The following is a 14652-nucleotide window of genomic DNA, read 5'->3' as shown; positions in this document are numbered from 1 at the left end:
GACGACCACAAGATCGCCCCTCAAGGATGAGCCGGGATGGACGACACATACGCCGTTTCCGAATTTCGGTAAAGCGGAATTATATTTGACGAGGGGGGTTGACGCGGTCGTGGCTGTTTCGGCTGCGAGGCCGCTCGATGAGGAATTAACGGTTTGGTAACCATACGCGCCTCGCTCGAAGGATTAATGCAAATCATACGCCGCCGGTGTCTCCCCCGTAACGACCCTGCTATAGAGCGTAGATCCGGCTCCATCAATTCGTCCCGAGCCATCTGCTTTCTTGGTTGCGTATGAACAGACCTAGCAACACATTCGACATCGCCATCGAGCAGGGATTCGACTTCCTGTCGCCGGACTACGCGGAGCTGTTCGACAACTCGGCCGCCACCGCGTTCCAGCATCCGCTCTGGCTCGACACCCTCTACACCAGGCTCGCGTCTCATGTGGGCGCAACTCCTCTGGTTGTCGTGGTCCGCCACCGCGCGACGGGCGCCCTTGCGATGGTGTTGCCCTTGCTGCGGATCCGGCGCGGCCCGATACGGACCGTCGAATTCGCCGACCTCCGCGTTTCCGACTACCTCGCGCCCGTATGCAGCCCGCAGGTATTTTCCGAGCTGCTCAAGGACGAGAGTGCCTGCGCAGAAATCCGGTGCCTCGTCCGCCCGTTCGATCTGCTCCGGATGACCAAGCTGCCGGATGGACGGCTTCCGATCGAGAACCTGCTGGCTGCGCCCCGCCGCATAGCGATGGACACCAATGCCTATGCGACCGTTCTGGTCGCGCCCTTCGAGCAATGGCGCGCCAGTGCGCTGGACCGTTCCTACCAGAAGGAGCTCGCAAAGAAAGCCCGGCAGCTCCAGAAGAAGGGGGACTTGAGTTTTTCATGCTGCCGCGACAGTGCCGCTGTCTTGGAGGTGCTGGACGTGATGAAGAAATTTCGCGGGCCGCGCTTTCAGGCACATGGCGACGGAGATCTGCTCCAGCGCCCCGAATATTACGGCTTCTATTCCGACGTGGCGCAGCGCGGCCTCGGCTCCTTTGTCCGGCTCTATGCGATGAAGATGAACGGCGAGGTCATCGCAGCCGTGCTCGGACTCAGCCATCACGGCAGCTTCCTCGTGATCATGGGCGCCTTCGACATTGCCGGATACAAAAGCCAGTCCTTGGGCGCGCTGATGTTCGAGCAGGTGGCGAAGGATTGCATCGAGCGCGGGGATCAGATGCTCGATTTCACCATCGGCGACGAGCCCTACAAGAAGCAGTTCGGCGCTCAGCCTTCACCGATGTGGACGGTCACGCAGGCGGGCAGCACCACGGGCGCCATCTCCTTGTTCGCACTGAAACAGGCGCCTTGGCTCAAGCTGGCCGCCAAGCGGATGTCGGAGTTCAGGTTCCTGCCGACCCGGACCTCAACGCCGACGCGCTGACCGGTGCGAGGGGCCGACCGGGTGCCGCTCTCAGGCGCGTAGCGCGCTTCGAACCTGGGCGAGCCAGCCGGGCCGCATCTGATCGAGCCGGTGGGTGATACTGCGTCGCAGGAAGTGCAGCCGCCGCCGCACGTCCCAGCCAATATCGTTGCGGGACGTCAGGGCCTGCCGGAAGCGCGCCATCTTCAGTGACTGCTGGTCCGCCGCGACCTTGTCGGGATCGGAATAGAATTCAGAAATCTTCTCCCGGCCCATGCCCTCGGTCCCGAGCCAACGCGGCGCATATTCGGTGCAGAGGCGCTCGACGTCGACCAGCAGACGGGCGACGCCCGTGCCGGCGGCCGGACAATTCGTTTGGAACGCATCACCGATGAGCACGACTCCGGGCTGGAGATGTCCTTCCACGACGGACAGGTCCATCACCCAATTCTGCACCCGGTCGATCACGTGGAAATCGCCAAGGTAGGGCCGCAATCCCGGAAGCAGGCGCAAGACCGTCGCCTCCGGTTCACGGCGCAGCTCGCGCATGATCGGATCGGTCGGGTCTCGGAACATGAAGAGATTTGCCCGCATGCCGGCACGCACGGGAAACAGGCTGAGATAATCGATGCCGTCCGCTGTGCGCTCCCCATAACAGGTCAACGCCTCGAAATCGAACGGCGCGTGGTCGCGGCGGGCGATCGTGAAGCCGAACGAAACCGAATGGCGCTCGGCCAGCACGCGCCGCTTGATGGCGAGCTTGTAGCCGAGCACGCCCGCCATGCCCGTGGCCAGCACGACGAGGCGCGCAGTTATGCGCCCCCCTGACGCGAGCTCGACATGTTGGAGATCGTCGCGACAATTGACCGCAGTGACCTCATCGACAATGAGGCTGGACGGATCAGGCAGCTGGCTGCGCGCCATGGCGACGAGATCGGCATATGGAAGCCCGTAAGCCCGGCCGACGCTGACATCGACCACCTTGCCTTCCCTGATGTTGAGCACCTGATCATATCGACAGGCCACGTTGTCGAGCGCATCGAGGAAGCCCAGCTTGCGCAACATCTCCAGCTGACGGCCGCCTATTTTTTCGACCCGAAACTCGTCCGGATGGACCGCGCGCTTGTCGACGAGAGCGACACGATGCCCTGCCCGCGCGAGCACGGCCGCCGCGAGCGAGCCCGCAAGGCCGCCGCCGACGATCGCGATGTCGACGACGATCGCCGCGGTCGCAGATCCAGCGCTCGGCTCGGTCACGTTGCTATCCGCCGTCATGGTTCAGGCTCCCACGGTCAACGATGGTTGCCCGTGCAATTCTCTCGCCTGATGTCGCATCGTAGGACCAAACGCGATCATTTCTCGATATCTCGGTTAACGCAGCGGAGACCTGCCCGGCCCGATGAGATCCGGCACGCGCCTTGCTCGGGATGGCCATTCCCGTTGAGCCGGTCCGCATTCCAATGGCTCATCTCGCCTCATCGGCCGTCGATGCGGCGCTCTGCCGCCACGCGACCGGGCCGCACTTTGCTCTATCTGGGACAATGGGGTCAGCGATGTTCCATAGTGAAGCAACAGGCATGGCCGCGACGTCGCCGCGGAGGGCGGGATCATGGAGGCCGTCCATTAACACTCGCGGTTTTTCGGCATGCTAGGCTGTCGCAGGTAATCGGAAAATGTCTCTTCAGGGGAAGTTGCCCCTTAAATCTCCATGATCGAATCCATCGTCCAATTCATGCGGCGCGACGTGACGCGCGGTGTTGCCGGAACCATCCTTCTCAAGGTTGGTAGCGGCGCGCTTGCGTTCGCGTTGTTCTCGCTTGCGGCACGAACGATGTCGCCCGATGGGTTTGGCATCTTTGCGACCTGGCTTTCGGTCGCCCAGATGGCAGCGGTCGTCGGTCTGGTGGGCCAGGAATCGCTGCTGGTGCGATTTCTGAACGAGTATCGGGTGGGAAATCAGCCTGATCTCACCAAGGGCGTGCTGCTATCGAGCTTCAAGATTTCCTCCGTCGCGATGCTGATTGCGATCGGCGCAATCGCGATCGGCGCGAACATCAAAGGCGCCTCGTGGCTGCTGGTTGTCGCGGTGTCGGCCTACACAGCCGTGAATGCCGGACTGATGCTTGGCAGCCAGATCGCACGCTCGCTGGTCAGCATTCTCATGGGGGAAGGAAACAGGGAGTTCTTCTGGCGAGTCAGCGTGGTGCTGTTTCTGCTCGCAATCATGTTCGGCCATCGGCAGCTTGATCCCGCCGAATTGATCGCCGTGATGACGATTGCCATGTCGGTCGGACTGGTCGCACAGATCATCGCGATTGCGCGAGTTCTACCGGATTTCCGCGGCACGGCGGTGCGTTCCGAGCCGTCGCGCTGGAGATCGAGCGCGCTTCATTTCTGGGTCGCATCCATTCTCGAAGCCGCGAACCAGTATTTCGACGTCATTCTGGTCTACTGGATGCTGGACCCGGCAACCGCCGGAATTTATTTTGCCGCTTCGCGCCTGGCCAACATCTTCGCCATGCTGTCGGCCGCATTGTACAGCTTTGGCGCACGTCGGCTCCCCTCGCTGTACTTCAGCAAGAACCATCAGGAATTCGAGCGAACGTTGCGGCTCATGGCGGAAGTGACCGCGGTGTGCGTGGTCAGCGGACTCCTCCTGATCTGGGTTGGAGGTCCCCATCTACTCAACTTGTTCGGGCCACATTTCGCTGCGCAGCACTGGGTCCTGATCGTGCTCGCGATCGGAACGGCGGTCCAGGCGGCGGGCGGTCCGTCTGCGGCGATATTGCAACTGACCGGCCATGAGCGCGAGTATGTCCCCGTGATTGCCGGGAACGTAGCGCTACGGCTGGTTGGATTTCTCGTCCTCATTCCCTGGCTCGGCGTTCTTGGCGCAGCGATCTCGGCCACTGTGTCGCTCGCGTTAGCGACCATCGTCCTCAACATCCTCTGTCGCCAGCGAACCGGCGTCGATCCTTCGATTCTAGGGCTTCTGCGCTTCTCCGCATCGAAGCCCAGCGCCTACGCGGTCCGTGGCGCGGACTCCGGCGAATAGAGCGTCAGCATATGTCGCGCGTGTCCCGCATGAAGGAGAGCGCACCAGCAGCCGTCGGCGCACCGGCGGAATGTGCGTCGTTTTCATATGCTTTAGTGGGCCCGCTCCAACCCAAATATCGATGGTTAATCGGCGGTTGCCCGCGTCCTCTGCACTTCGTCGGGAACCAGCGGAATTCCCTCATGCCCTTGGCAGGGCGCATTAACTCCGTTTGTTGCTAGTCGGTGTCCGCGCGATGCCCGCATGGTAGATACGGAGTTAAGAAGGTGAAAAATTCGCTTCTCTAATGGGTCGGGATCCGTGCTGCATTACCAGCCAAACAAGGCGTTGGGCGAGACGACTGCGACAGCACTCCCGTCGCCCAACGGTGGCGGACGCAAGCCGCACGTGCTGCTCGTACAGACCCAGGCTGAGAACGCCGGTGCGCAGGAGATCTCGCGCCTGCTTGGCGCCGGGCTGACCGCCCGCGGCTATCGCGTCACCAATCTTTTCTTCTTCCGCAAGTCGGATTCGTTCGATGAGCCGCCCCACACGGTCTATTGCGCGTCGAGCCGGCCGGGAAATCCGCTGGCGCTGCTGCAAATGCTGTGGACGCTCGGCCGCCATATCAGGGCCACCAGGCCTGACGCCGTTCTGACCTTTCAGCACTTCGGCAATGTCATCGGCGCCGGTGTGGCGCGCCTGATCTGCCGCGCACCTGTCATCGCCAATCAGGTTTCATCCGCGCTGTCGATGAGCTGGCCGGTCCGTACGGCCGACATCGTCATGGGCAGCCTCGGCTTCTTCGACCGCATCACGCTCAACTCGCTGGACATGCAGCGCGAGTATTCGCGCTACCCCAGGGCTTATCGCGCGCGCATGGTGCATGTCCCGCACGGCTTCGACGACAAGGCGCTCACCCTGTCGAAGCAAGCTGCGCGACAGAAGTTCAATCTCCCGCCGGATAGCCCCCTGCTCGGCTGCGCAGCAAGATTACACCCGCACAAGCGGCTCGACGCGGCGATATGTCTGTTGCCGGATCAACCCTCCTGGCACCTCGCACTGGCCGGGCAGGGAGCCGACGAGGCCCGGCTGCGGCAGTTGGCGGATGACTTGAAAGTATCGGACAGGCTGCATCTGCTCGGCGAAATCACCCCACGCCAGATGGCGGAGTTTCTCGCCGCTCTCGACGTGTTCGTATTTCCGACGCAGGCGGAGACCTTCGGCCTCGCCGCTGTGGAGGCTGCAAACGCCGGCGTTCCCTCGGTCGTCACCGATCTTCCGGTCTTGCGCGAAGTGTTGTCCGTCGAAGGGAAGCCGACAGCGCTGTTCGTCGATGCCTCCGATCATACCAAGCTGTCGGCCGCCGTCTCCAGGCTCCTGACGGACCAAAAACTGAGCGACGAACTGCGGCAAAACGCCAAAGGCCTGAAGCTGCGCTATTCAGTGGACGCCATGGTGGAGGAATACGTTCGAATTCTCGGCCAGGTCATTTGATCGGGGCGCATGGAAACGGATCGGCTCGACATGACCATCGAGTTTCGCTGTGAAATTGAGAATGCGCGGCGGTGGATGGGCCGCGAGACGCTGTCGATCGACGGGCGGGATGTACCGGTCCAGATCGCGTGGACGGCAACGGCGGAGCCGCGGCCGGCGGGTCTCGACATGCTGTTCGAACTCGAACGTTTGGTGTTGCACAAGGGCAAACACAGCGGCACCGAAAGGCTGAAGATCAGTCCGGACCGGATGCAGGCTCGCGCCGGCACGGCAGACGTCATCGTCGATTTCACCGGTGGCGCGCGGGATCCGAACTGCTCCGCCCGGCAGTATCTCCGCCCGCTGTTCAATGGAGTGGCAGGCGAAAACGCAGCTCTTGCCGCCATTCTCGCCGGCGATCTGCCGGTGATCGAAATCGTCGACGAGGTCGACGGTGCAGTCCTCGATCGTGGCCATCCCTCCGCCGAAATCGCGGCCGGTCTGAGCGGGGGCCTGGAAACGGTCATGGCGCGAACCCTGACCATGGTGGCCGCCATCCTGTCGGGACGACCGCGCATCGTGCCGCAGCTGGCACGACCGGCCCGAGCGGACAACGGCCGCCCGCCAACGGCTTATGTCGCGCGCGGCCTCACCATATCGATCGCCAAGGAGATCTATCGCCTCTGCTGCTATGCCCCGCATTGGCATGTCGGATGGCGCATCAACAAGGGCGCAGGCGTCTGGCAGACCGGAGACCTGTCAGGGCCTCGCTGGAACGTCCTTGCCGATCCCGGAAACCACTTCTACGCCGATCCTTTCCCCATCACATGGCAGGGAAGAACATTCGTCTTCTTTGAGGATCTCGATCACCGGATTGGAAAAGGAATCATTTCCGCGATCGAGTTCGACGATAAGGGCCCGGTCGGAGCGGTCGTGCCCGTATTGGACGAGCCCTGGCACCTCTCCTATCCGTTCCTGATCGAGGACGATGGCGCATTGTGGATGATCCCGGAGAGCTCGACCAATGGGGACGTCGCCATCTATAAATGCGTTCGGTTCCCGGACAAATGGGAGCGCCACGCGACGCTGCTTTCAGGACTTGAACTCGCCGATGTGACGATCACGCGGCACAACGGCCTGCACTATCTGTTCGGAGCCTGGCGCGATGGCACTGGCGGGTATTCGGATTCGTTGGCGATCTATCACGCCGAGCACCTCATGGGCCCGTGGTTGCCGCATGCCAGCAACCCGGTCCTGATCGACCGCGCGAGCACGCGGCCTGCGGGGAATTTCGTCACCATCAATGACAAATTGTGGCGCCCGGTCCAGGATTGTGCCGGCGGATATGGGGCAGCGCTCGCCCTGGCGGAAATCGTCGAACTGTCGCCGACGACGTTCAAGCAGATTATCCGCCACTCTCTGCGGCCAGGGCCAGCATGGCCCGGCAGGAAGTTGCATACCTTGAATCGCTGCGGACAACTCGAGGTGATCGACGGGTCGCGTGTCCAACCCAAGACCCGTGCCTTCGGAGGCAAATTTCCATCGGCTGTCTTGTCGCCGCGGACCAGCCCCTCTGCCGCCAGCTAGCGCGGATGGCTGAACAGGTCCGTCGTGGCGTCGTCGACGGCGATATCGACCAGCGCGGGACCGCTTGATGCAAACGCTTCGGTCAAGATGGCGTCGACGTCGCCGACATCGGTCACGCGCTGCCCCGGACAACCCATTCCCCTTGCGAGCGCCACGAAGTCGAGCCCGGGCAGGTCGATCCCGGGCGGGCGATGCGCCTGCATCAGCTGGCTGAAGGCGCGCCACGAAAGTGATCGGCAGGCGGCGTTGCACCGCGGTCCAGATTGCCTGGATGCAATACATCGCCGATCCGTCACCGATCAGGGCGACGATGCGGCGGCCTGGCCGCGCCAGCGCCACGCCGACCGAGGCCGGCAGGCTATAACCAAGTCCGCCGCTCGCCATCGTGTAGAAGCTGTCCGCGCCAGGCCGTGGTAGGAATTGTTGGATGGCGGGACGATGCGACGGCGCCTCCTCGACCACGATCGCATCGGCCGGCATCAACGCGGAGAGCCGGGCGAGCGCATAAGCGGGCGGAAGCGGATTTTGCGCGGCAGGAACGGCAGGCCGCATCCGCGCGGCCGGCACCTCCGCGATCCCTGGCATCGCCGACAGCAGCCCAGCCAGCGCCTTTGGGAGCGTGCTGATGATGGTGTCACCGACAGAAGCGGATGCGGCTTCCGTCGGATCATCCGTGATCTGCCAGACCGGCGTTCCGTCGTCGAGCAATTCACATTGTCCTTCGACATGGAAAGTAAACACCGGCGCGCCGACCACGACGATCAGATCGGCGCCGCGCAATGCGCGGGCGAGCCCTCCCGGTGCTGCCGGAAGGAAGCCGGCGAACAGCGGATGCAATTCCGGAAAGCTCGAACGGCTCGACATCGGGCTTGCCCAAACGGCCGCGCTCGCCTGCTCGGCCACAGCGACCATCGCGTCGACGCAGCCGCTGCGATCGATCTCGGGTCCGACAACGAAGATAGGTTTTTTGGCGGCTCGGATCGCCGCGCCGAGCCGAACGATCGCCGCCGGATCGGGCGCAAACTCCGTCGCGATGCAGCGGACCGGTGGAGCGGTTGCGGGCCGCGCCCAATCATCCGACGGGACCGACACGAATGTCGGACCGCGGGGATGCTGCATGGCGGTGAGGAAGGCCTGCGCGATCGCCGCTGGAACATCTTCGGCGCGCGCCGGTTCGGCGCTCCATTTCACATAGGGCTTTGGAAACTGTGCGGCGTCCTCGGAGAAGAGATAGGGTCGCATCCGCAATAGGCTGCGCGCCTGCTGCCCGGCTGTCACGACCATCGGTGTCTTGTTGCGGAATGCGGTGAAGAGATTGCCGAGGGCATGACCGAGCCCGGCCGCCGAGTGCAGATTGACGAACGCCGCTCGTCCCGTGGCCTGCGCATAGCCGTCTGCCATACCGACGACGCAGGCTTCCTGCAATCCGAGCACGTAGTCGATGTCGTCGGGCCAGTCGCCAAGGAAGGCAAGCTCGGTCGAGCCGGGGTTGCCGAAAACGCGATCGACGCCAAAGGAGCGAAGCACACCGAGGGTCGCTTCCCGAACCGTGAGAACTTTCGAATTCATGAATAGCGTCCTGATGGGCTTCGCTTGTTGCGCGGTCAGAAGGGATAGTGCTGCGGCTGGGTCTCGATGGTGATCCAGCGCAGATCGGTGAACTCGGCGATCCCGGCCTGACCTCCGAAGCGGCCGTAGCCCGATCCCTTCATGCCGCCGAACGGCATCTGCGCCTCGTCATGCACGGTCGGGCCGTTGACGTGGCAGATGCCGCTTTCGATCCGCTGCGCCACCGTCAGCGCGCGCGCGACGTCGCGGCCGAACACGGCGGCCGAGAGGCCGTACTCGGTATCGTTGGCGAGCCGCACCGCGTCATCCACGCCACTTGCCCGGATCACCGAGACGACGGGACCAAAGCTCTCCTCGGTATAGATGCGCATGCCGGGCACCACGCGGTCGAGCACGGTGGCCGGAACGACCGTGCCAACCCGGTCGCCGCCCGCGAGCTTGACGGCGCCTTTGGCGATCGCGTCGTCGATCAGTGCAACGACATGCTTGGCCGGCGCTTCGTCGATCATCGAGCCGATGACGACCGGACCGGAGCGCGGGTCGCCGGCCGGAAGCGCAGCTGTCTTCTTCGCGAGCTTGTCGACAAAGGACGCCGCTACCGCCTCGTCGACGATCACCCGCTCGGTCGCATGCAGACCTGGCCCTGATTGATGAAGGCGCCGAATGCGACCGCCGCGACGGCGGCATCGAGGTCGGCATCGTCGAGCACGACAAGAGGCGCCTTGCCGCCAAGCTCGAGCAGCACCGGTTTGAGGTGGCGCCCGGCGAGCTCGGCGATGACGCGCCCGACGCGGGTCGAGCCGGTGAAATTGATCCGCCGCACGGCCGGATTGGCGATCAGGCGCTCGACCAGAGCGGGCGCATCGGCCGGTGCGTTGGTCAGAACATTTACGACACCGGGCGGAAAGCCTGCGTCCTTGAAGACCTCGCCGATCAACCGGTGCGTCCCCGGGCATATCTCGGAGGCCTTGAGCACGACGGAATTGCCGCAGGCGAGCGCCGTCGCCACGGCGCGAACGCCGAGAATGATCGGCGCATTCCACGGGGCGATGCCGAGGCACACGCCGGCGGGCTGTCGAATGGACATCGCGAGGCATCCCGGCTTGTCCGACGGGATCACCTCGCCGGCGATCTGCGTGGTGAGCGACGCCGCTTCGCGCAGCATGCCGGTCGCGAGCTTGACGTTGAAGGCCGACCAGATCTCCGTCGTGCCGATCTCGGCCATCATGATCCGGACGAAGGCGTGGCGCTTGGCCTCAAGCGCATCTGCGGCCTTCAGCAACAGGGCTCGCCTCGCATTCGGGCCGAGCGCCGACCATGCGGCAAACGCGGCGGAGGCCGCCGCCACCGCGGCGTCGGCATCGGAAGCGGTCGCGGCGGCCGCGCGGCTTGCGACCTCCTGCGACAGCGGATTGCGCCGCTCGAACACCTTGCCGCTGGAAGCGGCCTGATCCTGCCCGTTGATGAGAAGACTGACGTCCATGAAAAACCTCCCTGGGGTTGATAATGGCGCTCGCTCTAGCCGAGCAGCCGCGATTTTCCGGTTTCACGCGCAAAGCCGAGCGCAATCATCGCCGCGAGCGCGAGCGCAACGTAGTATCCTGTGATCGCGTAGGTGGAGCCCGTCTGCGCAAACAGGCTGGTGGCGACCAGCGGCGCAATGCCGCCGCCGAGCACCGTCCCGAGCTGCTTTCCGATCGACACGCCGGTGAAGCGAATGCGGGTCGGAAACAATTCCGGAAAATAGCTTCCTTCGCTGCCGAACATCAGCGGATGGATCACCCCCGCGGCGAGGATCACCGCGCCCGTCACCAGCACCGTGTCGCGGCTCGCGACCACACCGTAGAATGCAAACATCGAGATGGCTGCAAGCACCACGCCGGCCAAGAACAGACGCTTTCGTCCGATACGGTCGGACCAGGCTCCGATGAGTGGCATCGCAACGAGCCCGACGAGATTGGCGAACAGCACGGCCTGCGTGATGACGTCTTTCTGGACGCCGAGCTGACGGGTCGCGAAGGAGATGGTGAAGATGGCTGTCAGATAGAAATAGGACGTCTGCGCCATCTCGGCGAAGAATACGATGAGGATCGGCCGCCAATGTTCCCGCAGCGCTTCGACCACAGGCGCTGCTTCCGTCACCTTCGCCTTTCGGAATGTCGCGCTCTCCTCGATGCGCAGGCGCATATAGACGCCGAGCGCGACCAGAACCGCGCTGATTAGGAACGGCACGCGCCAGCCCCATGACAGCAGGTCCGCTTCCGGCAGCCGCGCGATCGTGAGCGCCGCAAACGAGGCGAGCACGACACCGACGGGTCCTGCGGCCTGGATCACCGCGGCCGAGAAGCCGCGCCGGTGCCCGGGCGCCGTCTCGATCGCCATAAGGATCGCCGCGGTCGACTCGCCGCCGAGCGCAAACCCCTGAACGAAGCGCAACGCCACGAGCGCGACGGTCGCAGCCACGCCTGCACTGGCGTAGGTCGGCAACAGCCCGATCGACATGGTCGCAAGTCCCATCATGAGCAGCGTACACAGCAAGACGGACTTTCGGCCGAGACGGTCACCGAAATGGCCGAATACAAGCCCGCCGAGCGGACGCGCCAAAAATCCGACGGCAAACGTCGCGAACACCGCAATCGTCGCCGTGAGCTGGTCGAACTTCGGAAAGAACAATTGATCGAACACCAGCGGCGCGATCAGGCCGTAGATGAAGAAGTCGTACCATTCGATCGCGGTGCCGATGGTGCCGGCGATCAGGATACGCCGGCGGCTGCTCGCCGTCTGCTCGGCAGTGGCGCCGGCGGCGGCATGGTCGTCGTAGTGCTCCAATGCTCTTGTCGTCACGGTTTCCTCCTCCGGTGTCATTTGTCGTTTTGTTGTCTTGTTGTTATTGGCCGCCGCAGCCGCTGGTCGGATGCAACGGCGAGAGTCGATCAGCTTGCCAGCCGTGCGCCGTCGCTCGCGTTGTGTCCGAGTGCTCGGGCAAGGACGCGCCCGATTGTACCAGCCTGTGACGCGCTGCCGCGCCAAGCCACGATCTGGTCGGGGCGTATCAAAGCCACATCCGCCTCATAGAGATCGCGCAGGGATTTCGGCAGCGTGACGAGTTTCACATCGACCCCGATCGCACGGATGGTCTCGACGACTGACGCATGAGAGGTCATGACCTCGCCGAACTGGAGCAGCGTCCACTCGAACCCGAACAGGTCGTACAGCGAGACGCCGTCCTCCAACCACGTATGCGGGGCGCGGCCGCCGGGACAGGCGCTCGGAACGTAGACGTTCGCGGCATCGGGCGGCGGCTGGCTGCCGTCGGAGACGATGATCGGCGAGCCGTCGTAGCGCCCACCGAAGGTGACGCCGGGAATGTTGAATTCCGCGCGGGCGTGCTGTTCGAGATAGACGCCCGCCGTCCGCCGCGCCTCGTCGCCGGCCTCGGTGGCGTCCTCGATGTCAGGCGCAGGCGCGAACAGACCGAGCGAGTCGGCAAAGCGACGCGCATAATCGGTGTTGCGCAGCGCCACCGGACGCCGCTCGACCTCGTAGCTGTCGAGCAGCTCCGCCGGGCTCACACCATTGATGACGCTTGCGAGCTTCCAGCCGAGGTTGACCGCATCCTCGATCGCGGTGTTGTAGCCAAGGCCTCCGGTCGGCGTGAACAGATGCGCCGCGTCGCCGCCGAGGAACACTCTGCCCCGCTGCATTCCGTTTGCGACCAGCGCGTGGCCGGCGGTCCAGGTCACGAATGACAGCACTTCGCAGTCGATCGGCGCGCCGCAAGCACGCTGGAACGCTGCTTTGGCCTCGTTGATTGTGATCGCACTCTCGTCTTCGCCGGGCCGAAGCTGCGTGTGAAACGCAAATTCGTCGCGCCCATTCACCGATGCCATGAAGGCGCGGCGGTCGCCGTTGAAGCAATTGTACATCCACGCCTTGGCATGCGGGATGCTCGCGTAGAAGCCAGGCGAACGGAGATAGACCGCCAGCATGCGGCCGCCCATGAAATCGCGCTGCGTTCCGGTTTCGCCGCCGTAGACGATCCCGAGCGATTGCCGGACCATCGAGCGCGGCCCGTCGGCTCCGACCAGGAAGTCGGCCCGGACCTGAAAGCGGCTGTTGTCATCGAGACATTCGATCTCGGCGATAACGCCGTCATCGCTCTCGACGTAGCTGATCAGACGATGACCGTAGCTGAGCCGTATTCCGGGAAGCCGTTCGGCGTGGCGGCGCAGCACCGCCTCGACGTATTTTTGCGAGACCCGATGCGGCAGCTCGGCGGCGCTCCAGGAGCCCGACATGCCCTTGACGAGCTCGCCCGCGCGTGACGATGACGGCAACTGAAATCGGGCCAGCTCGTAACCGGTGTAGCGCGTGAAATACGCAACGTCGGTCGGGTAATCCGCAGGCAGACCTTCGCGTCGGATCTCGTCGGCAAAACCCAGCCGCCGATAGTGCTCCATCGAGCGCGCTTGCGTCGCATTGGCTTGCGGATTGAATGCTGTGCCCGGCTTTTCATCGACCAGGATCGCGGACACGCCGCGCCGGCCGAGCTCGTTGGCGAGCATCAGGCCGCAGGGCCCCCCACCCACGATGAGCACCGAGGCCGTCAGACATGTTTCCAAGGCGCTTCTCCCTACCAGCATTATTCCGCATGGTAAGCTCGCCTGACGATATCGTCAAGTAGCCTGACTACTTGGCGTCGTCGAGCGTATCGAGCGTATCGAACGTCGCGCCATAGACCGCCAGTCCCTTCAGGATCGCGTCCATCGTGGCCTTGCCGAGCTCGGCGCGCATCTCCTGCTCGGCAACGTCGACGGCGTCGCGGAACGCATCGAGCCATTTGCGCCCGGCCGGCGTGAACATGACGATGCGCGCGCGCCGATCGGTCGGATCGGCGATCCGATCGACCAGGCCGAGCTCGGCGCATTGATCGACCAGCTCGCCCATCGCCTGCTTGCTCATGGAGGCGCGGCGGGCGAGCTCCGTCAGTCTGGTCCCCTCCACGTCGAGATTACGTGTGAGGCCGACATGCGCGATCCTCGTTTCGCCATGCCCCTTCTCGCTCATCAGTTCGAGCACACGACCTTCGAAGCGCCGCACCGCGTTGTTGAGCAGCCGACCGATGTTGGCATGCCGCCATGCGGTGCCGGATGTCCTGGCTTTCAATGGATGTGCCTTCTACAAAGCCGCCTGAATTCGAAAATGTCGCTCACTTCGCCGCGTCGATCCAGATCCCCGGCTGCGAATGCTCGCGGATGTGGGTGACCAGGAAGTCGGAAAAGACCCTGATCTTGGCAGGCAGTCCGGCACGGTTCTGGTAGGCGATGTTCATCGTCAGCAGCGGCAGCTCCCAGTCCATCAGAACGGGGACGAGGCGGCCCGCCGCGATGTCGCTTTGCACGATATAGAGCGGCTGGATGAGGATGCCGAGCCCCGCCAGCGCGGCGCCGCGGATGACCTGGCCGTCATTGCTGTCGAGCGTCGACGTGATGCGAACAGTCTGCGCGCCATTGCCCTTGCGCAGGCGCAGCGAATAGGGATCGTTGGCGAGATTGTAGATCAGCATGTTGTGGCGCGCGA

9 protein-coding genes and 2 pseudogenes are annotated in these 14652 nt (G+C 63.8%); 4 read left to right on the top strand and 7 right to left on the bottom strand.

All coding sequences use genetic code 11. The features are described from left to right. Positions 1 to 290: 290 nt before the first annotated feature. Complete coding sequence (locus IVB13_RS20495) at positions 291 to 1427, top strand: GNAT family N-acetyltransferase (protein ID WP_204510800.1); 1137 nt, start codon at positions 291 to 293, stop codon at positions 1425 to 1427. 30 nt (positions 1428 to 1457) lie between these two features. Here the strand turns inward: IVB13_RS20495 and IVB13_RS20490 are convergent, their stop codons facing one another. Beyond that, positions 1458 to 2681 (bottom strand): NAD(P)/FAD-dependent oxidoreductase, encoded by a 1224-nt coding sequence (locus tag IVB13_RS20490; RefSeq protein ID WP_085395443.1) that lies wholly within the window; start codon positions 2679 to 2681, stop codon positions 1458 to 1460. Between the two features lie 433 nt (positions 2682 to 3114). Here IVB13_RS20490 and IVB13_RS20485 point away from each other — a divergent pair, with 433 nt between their 5' ends. From IVB13_RS20485 to IVB13_RS20475, 3 genes are all read left to right on the top strand, one after another. Further along, positions 3115 to 4461 (top strand): polysaccharide biosynthesis C-terminal domain-containing protein, encoded by a 1347-nt coding sequence (locus IVB13_RS20485; protein ID WP_247490196.1) that lies wholly within the window; start codon positions 3115 to 3117, stop codon positions 4459 to 4461. Positions 4462 to 4761: 300 nt separating this feature from the next. Next, positions 4762 to 5937 carry a glycosyltransferase family 4 protein gene (locus IVB13_RS20480; RefSeq protein WP_247412964.1) on the top strand — a complete coding sequence of 392 codons (1176 nt, stop codon included), beginning with the start codon at positions 4762 to 4764 and terminating at the stop codon, positions 5935 to 5937. 30 nt (positions 5938 to 5967) lie between these two features. Beyond that, on the top strand, positions 5968 to 7503 hold the full coding sequence (locus tag IVB13_RS20475) for a hypothetical protein (protein ID WP_085395552.1): 1536 nt from the start codon (positions 5968 to 5970) through the stop codon (positions 7501 to 7503). Here IVB13_RS20475 and mdlC read toward each other — a convergent pair. From mdlC to IVB13_RS20445, 6 genes and pseudogenes are all read right to left on the bottom strand, one after another. Next, positions 7500 to 9072: pseudogene (mdlC, locus tag IVB13_RS20470) on the bottom strand (benzoylformate decarboxylase). The gene IVB13_RS20475 and the pseudogene mdlC sit on opposite strands and share 4 nt — an antisense overlap. Before the next feature lie 35 nt (positions 9073 to 9107). After that, positions 9108 to 10555, bottom strand: a pseudogene (locus tag IVB13_RS20465) (aldehyde dehydrogenase). 35 nt (positions 10556 to 10590) lie between these two features. After that, positions 10591 to 11916, bottom strand: a complete 1326-nt coding sequence (locus tag IVB13_RS20460; protein ID WP_085352450.1) for an MFS transporter — start codon at positions 11914 to 11916, stop codon at positions 10591 to 10593. Positions 11917 to 12005: 89 nt separating this feature from the next. Then, entirely contained in the window at positions 12006 to 13715 is a 1710-nt protein-coding gene (locus IVB13_RS20455; RefSeq protein ID WP_247404324.1) for an FAD-dependent oxidoreductase, read from the bottom strand. A 46-nt stretch (positions 13716 to 13761) separates the two neighbouring features. Continuing rightward, positions 13762 to 14238 carry a MarR family transcriptional regulator gene (locus IVB13_RS20450; protein ID WP_085352402.1) on the bottom strand — a complete coding sequence of 159 codons (477 nt, stop codon included), beginning with the start codon at positions 14236 to 14238 and terminating at the stop codon, positions 13762 to 13764. 43 nt (positions 14239 to 14281) lie between these two features. Continuing rightward, positions 14282 to 14652, bottom strand: a 371-nt coding sequence (locus tag IVB13_RS20445) for a LysR substrate-binding domain-containing protein (RefSeq protein ID WP_247490194.1), incomplete at its 5' end; no start/stop codon positions are given.

It is taken from the genome of Bradyrhizobium sp. 17, assembly GCF_023073515.1.
Lineage (GTDB): Bacteria > Pseudomonadota > Alphaproteobacteria > Rhizobiales > Xanthobacteraceae > Bradyrhizobium > Bradyrhizobium canariense_D.
This window is presented reverse-complemented; position numbering and strand designations above follow the sequence as displayed.

Coding starts and splice junctions, on each gene's coding strand:
- IVB13_RS20495 (WP_204510800.1), top strand. CDS start 291: ATGAACAGACCTAGCAACACATTCGACATCGCCATCGAGCAGGGATTC.
- IVB13_RS20490 (WP_085395443.1), bottom strand. CDS start 2,681: ATGACGGCGGATAGCAACGTGACCGAGCCGAGCGCTGGATCTGCGACC.
- IVB13_RS20455 (WP_247404324.1), bottom strand. CDS start 13,715: ATGCTGGTAGGGAGAAGCGCCTTGGAAACATGTCTGACGGCCTCGGTG.
- IVB13_RS20475 (WP_085395552.1), top strand. CDS start 5,968: ATGACCATCGAGTTTCGCTGTGAAATTGAGAATGCGCGGCGGTGGATG.
- IVB13_RS20485 (WP_247490196.1), top strand. CDS start 3,115: ATGATCGAATCCATCGTCCAATTCATGCGGCGCGACGTGACGCGCGGT.